Here is a 4,264-nt window from a genome sequence, read left to right on the forward strand (position 1 = left end):
CATGGCGCGCGCTGCGCCATGCGCTGGTGCGCCTGCTCGATGCGCAGGAGCCGCATCCGAAGGCCGCGGCGCTGCAGGCCGCGCTCGTTCCGCTCGCGGACATCGAGCATGCGCTGCCGATCCGCGTCGGCGACTTCACCGACTTCTACACCTCGATCCACCATGCGGAGAACGGCGGCCGCCTGCGCAACCCGCCCGCGGCCCTCGCGCCCAACTTCCAGTGGATGCCGATCGCGTACCACGGCCGCAGCTCGTCATTGGGCGTGAGCGGCGAGCGCATCCATCGCCCGTGGGGCCAGGCCCGGCCCTCGAGCGACGAGCCGCCGGTGCTGCGGCCCTGCGAGATGCTCGACTACGAACTCGAGCTCGGCGTGGTCATCGGCCGCGGCAACGCGCGCGGCACGCCCGTTGGGCTGGCGCATGCGATGGACCATGTGTTCGGCCTCACCCTGCTCAACGACTGGTCGGCGCGCGACGTGCAGGCCTGGGAGATGACGCCGCTGGGCCCGTTCCAGGCCAAGAACTTCGCGACCACGCTCTCGCCCTGGATCGTCACGCTCGACGCGCTGGCGCCGTTCAGCGTGCCCTGGCGCCGGCCGGCCGATCATCCGCAGCCGCTGCCCTATCTCGAGTCCGCGGGCCATCGCGCCGCGGGCGCGCTCGACATCGAGCTCGAGGCCTGGCTGCAGCCCGAAGGCAAGCCGGCCTCGCGCCTGAGCCGCACCAACTTCCGCCACCAGTACTGGAGCATCGGCCAGATGATCGCGCACCACACGGTGGGCGGCTGCAACCTGCGCGCGGGCGACCTGCTGGGCACCGGCACGATCTCGGGGCCGACCGCGCCCGAGGCCGGCAGCCTGATCGAACTGAGCCGGCGCGGTCGCGAACCGGTCGCGCTGGCGAACAGCGACGACCGGCGCGCGTTCCTGCACGACGGCGACCGCCTGATCCTGCGCGGCTGGTGCGAGGCACCGGGACGCGCGCGCGTCGGTTTCGGCGAGGCGGCCGGCACCGTGCTGGCCGCCCATCCGGCGGGGAGCCTCTGACATGGCGCGCTATGCACGCGTGACGCCCGCGGACGGCGTCCTCCAGTGGGCGGTGGAGCGCCATGGCGAACTCTGGGGCCTGGGCGCCGAGGTGCCGGCCGGCGCGCACGACACGGCTTGGCAGGAACTGGTGGCCTCGGGACCGGGCGCGGCCATGCTGTCGCGCGCCACCCTGCTCGACCCCGCGCGGCTGCGCTGGGAAACGCCGGTGGCGCGCCCCGGCAAGGTGATCTGCCTGGGCCTGAACTACGCCGCGCACGCGGCCGAGGGCGGCAATGCCGCGCCCGACTACCCGAGCTTCTTCCTGCGCGGCGCCACCTCGCTGATCGCCCACGAGGCACCGCTGGTGCGCCCGCGCGTGTCCGACAAGCTCGACTTCGAGGCCGAGCTGGCCGTGGTCATCGGCCGCCGCGCCCGGCATCTCACGCCCGCGCAGGCGCTCGACGCCGTGGCCGGCTACGCCTGCTTCAACGACGGCACGCTGCGCGACTACCAGCGCCGCACCGCGCAATGGACCATCGGCAAGAACTTCGACGGCACCGGCGCCTTCGGCCCCTGGCTGGTGGCGGCCTCGGCGCTGCCGCCCGGCGCGAGCGGGCTGCGGATCGAATCGCGCCTCAACGGCGGCCTGATGCAGAGCGAACGCACCGACCACATGCTCGTGACGGTGGCGCAGGCCCTGGTGCTGCTGAGCGAGGCGCTGACGCTCGAGCCCGGCGACGTGGTGGCCATGGGCACGCCCTCGGGCGTGGGCTATGCGCGCAACCCGCCGGTGTGGATGAAGCCCGGCGACCGCATCGAGATCGAGATCGAAGGCGTGGGCCTGCTGTCGAACCCCGTGGTCGCCGAGGCCGCGCCCGAGTGAAGGCCCGCGCCTTCCCGAAGCCGGGACCCTAGCGCCGCACCGGCGCCGCCTTCCCCACCCACGGCCCGCGGGCCGCGAAGAACGACACCCCAGGGGCGCATCGCCCCTGGGCGGAGCGCTGTCGCCCATTCCACGCCACCCCAAGGAGGAGATCATGAAGTTCGGAGCTTTACGGTTCGCGCTGCCGCTGTGCGCGGGCCTTGCATCGCAGGTCCAGGCGCAGTCGTCGCTCACGCTCTACGGCATCGTCGACGCGGGCTTTCGCCACGTGAGCAACAGCGGCGTCGGCTCGATCGACAGCCTGTCCAGCGGCGGCTACCGCACCAGCCGCCTCGGCATCCGCGGCTCGGAGGACCTCGGCGGCGGCCTGCGCGTGGGCATCAAGCTCGAGACCCTGATCGGCGTCGACACCGGCAACGTGGGCTCGACCAGCATGCCGGGCCAGTTCTGGAACCGCGGCTCCTACGTGGAGATCCTCGACCGCGGCTGGGGCACGCTGCGCCTGGGCTACGACCTCCATCCGGTCTACGTCACCTGGATGGAGAACGATCCCTGGCTCAACATCGGCATGGGCAGCTCGGGCAATCTCTACGACACGCTGCAGAACGGCCCGCTGCGCGCGGTGTTCGGCCCGCTCTCGAAGAACGACACCACCTTGCATTACGCGCGCAACATGCTGCAGTACTTCAGCCCCAGCCTCCATGGCTTCTCGGGCACGCTGGCCCTGGCCCCGCGCGAGAACGAGACCGTCGCCACCGGCGCGGCCCGGCTGCGGCTGATCCGGCTCGGCTACAACGCCGGCGGGCCCTTCAGCGCGGCGGTCGCGCATGCGGTCTCGGACGTGCAGCTGCGCGCCGGAACGCCGACGAACCGGCTCGACGATTCGGTCGCGACCGTGGCCTACGACTTCGGCGTCGTGCGGCTGGCCGGCACCTGGCGCCAGTTCCGCGCGGCCGGCAGCCGGCAGGCGAACTGGATGCTGGCCGCGACGGTGCCGGTGGCGACCGGCAAGGTGCAGCTCTCGCATGGCCGCACGCGGCTGTCGGGCACGGTCACGACCCAGCTCGCGCCCGGCACCGTGGCCGGTCCCGTCGACGGCAATGGCGGTGCGATGTGGGTGCTGGGCTACGCGCATTCGCTGTCGAAGCGCACCACGCTCTACACCCAGGCGGCACGCATCGAGAACCGCGGGCAGTCGTTCATGGCGCTGCCCGGCGGGCCCGCGGTCAACGCGGGCAATTTCGCGGGCGGCCGGTCCACGGGCTTCGAGTTCGGCATCGCCCACACCTTCTGAGGCCGGGGTCTAGCCCTTCTTCAGCGCCCGGATGCGCAGCATGCCTTCCTGCGCCGTCGAGGCCACGAGCCGGCCGTCGCGCGTGTAGATGCTGCCGCGGCACAGGCCGCGCGCGCCGCTCGCGCTCGGCGAATCGAGCACGTAGAGCAGCCAGTCGTCGAAGCGGAAATCGCGGTGGAACCACATCGCGTGATCGAGGCTCGCGGGCCGCACCTGGCCGGTCATGAAGCTCAGGCCGTGCGGCAGCATGGCGGCGCGCAAGAGGCCGTGGTCGGAGGCATAGGCCAGCAGCGCGCGGTGCACCATCGGGTCGTCGGGCAGCGGCGCGATCGCGCGCATCCAGATGGCGCTGTCGGACGCGGGCCGCGGCACCGGCGCGAGCAGGTCGTCGGGCTGGACCCGGCGGTACTCGATGCCGTGCGGCTCGATCGCCTTGCTGCGCCAGGGCTCGGGCAGCCGGTCGCCGAGCGCGATGCGCTGGTCGAGCTCGCTGACCAGGCCCTCGGGGCCGGCCACCTCGGGCATGTCGATCTGGTGCTCGACGCCGTCGTCCACGGTCTGGAACGAGGCCGACATCTCGAAGATGATGCGCTCCTGCTGGCGCGCCACCACGTGGCGGGTGGTGAAGCTGCGGCCGTCGCGCACGCGGTCGACGCTGTACTCGATGGGCGCATGCTCGCCCGGCAGCAGGAAGTAGGCGTGCATCGAATGCACGGGCCGATCGGCGCCGACCGTGAGGTTGGCCGCCATCAGCGACTGGCCCAGCACCTGGCCGCCGAACACGGCCGGCGTGCCGATGTCCTCGCTCTGCGCCAGGAAGCGGTCGCCGCCCAGCGGTTCGAGCTGCATGTAGGCGACGAGGTCTTGGACGAGGCGGGCGGCGGTGGCGGTATCGGGGGTCATCGGGAGCGGTCTGGACGAAAAGAGAGAGCCGCAAACGATAGCAAACATGGGGCCAGGGGGCTGTCGCGCGCGCTTCGGGCGCCCCCTGCCACCGCTCAACGGTCCAGGTCGACCCCGTCCGCCGCCAGCTTCGCCTGCAGCGCCGCCACGTCCACG

Annotated in this window: 4 protein-coding genes; 3 read left to right on the forward strand and 1 reads right to left on the reverse strand. The window is 72.4% G+C overall.

The window, feature by feature from the left end:
* The 3 genes from fahA to AC27VN_RS34335 all read left to right on the forward strand — a co-directional run.
* Positions 1–1,046, forward strand: a 1,046-nt coding sequence (fahA, locus tag AC27VN_RS34325; protein WP_490879475.1) for a fumarylacetoacetase, incomplete at its 5' end; no start/stop codon positions are given.
* Position 1,047: 1 nt separating this feature from the next.
* Positions 1,048–1,911 carry a fumarylacetoacetate hydrolase family protein gene (locus tag AC27VN_RS34330; RefSeq protein ID WP_490879476.1) on the forward strand — a complete coding sequence of 288 codons (864 nt, stop codon included), beginning with the start codon at positions 1,048–1,050 and terminating at the stop codon, positions 1,909–1,911.
* A 154-nt stretch (positions 1,912–2,065) separates the two neighbouring features.
* Positions 2,066–3,205, forward strand: a complete 1,140-nt coding sequence (locus tag AC27VN_RS34335; protein ID WP_490879477.1) for a porin — start codon at positions 2,066–2,068, stop codon at positions 3,203–3,205.
* Positions 3,206–3,214: 9 nt separating this feature from the next.
* Here the strand turns inward: AC27VN_RS34335 and AC27VN_RS34340 are convergent, their stop codons facing one another.
* On the reverse strand, positions 3,215–4,108 hold the full coding sequence (locus AC27VN_RS34340) for an acyl-CoA thioesterase (RefSeq protein WP_490879478.1): 894 nt from the start codon (positions 4,106–4,108) through the stop codon (positions 3,215–3,217).
* Between the last annotated feature and the right edge of the window lie 156 nt (positions 4,109–4,264).

The sequence above is a fragment of the Variovorax sp. 20P10.2.4 genome, assembly GCF_058244205.1.

Coding starts and splice junctions, on each gene's coding strand:
- AC27VN_RS34330 (WP_490879476.1), top strand. CDS start 1,048: ATGGCGCGCTATGCACGCGTGACGCCCGCGGACGGCGTCCTCCAGTGG.
- AC27VN_RS34335 (WP_490879477.1), top strand. CDS start 2,066: ATGAAGTTCGGAGCTTTACGGTTCGCGCTGCCGCTGTGCGCGGGCCTT.
- AC27VN_RS34340 (WP_490879478.1), bottom strand. CDS start 4,108: ATGACCCCCGATACCGCCACCGCCGCCCGCCTCGTCCAAGACCTCGTC.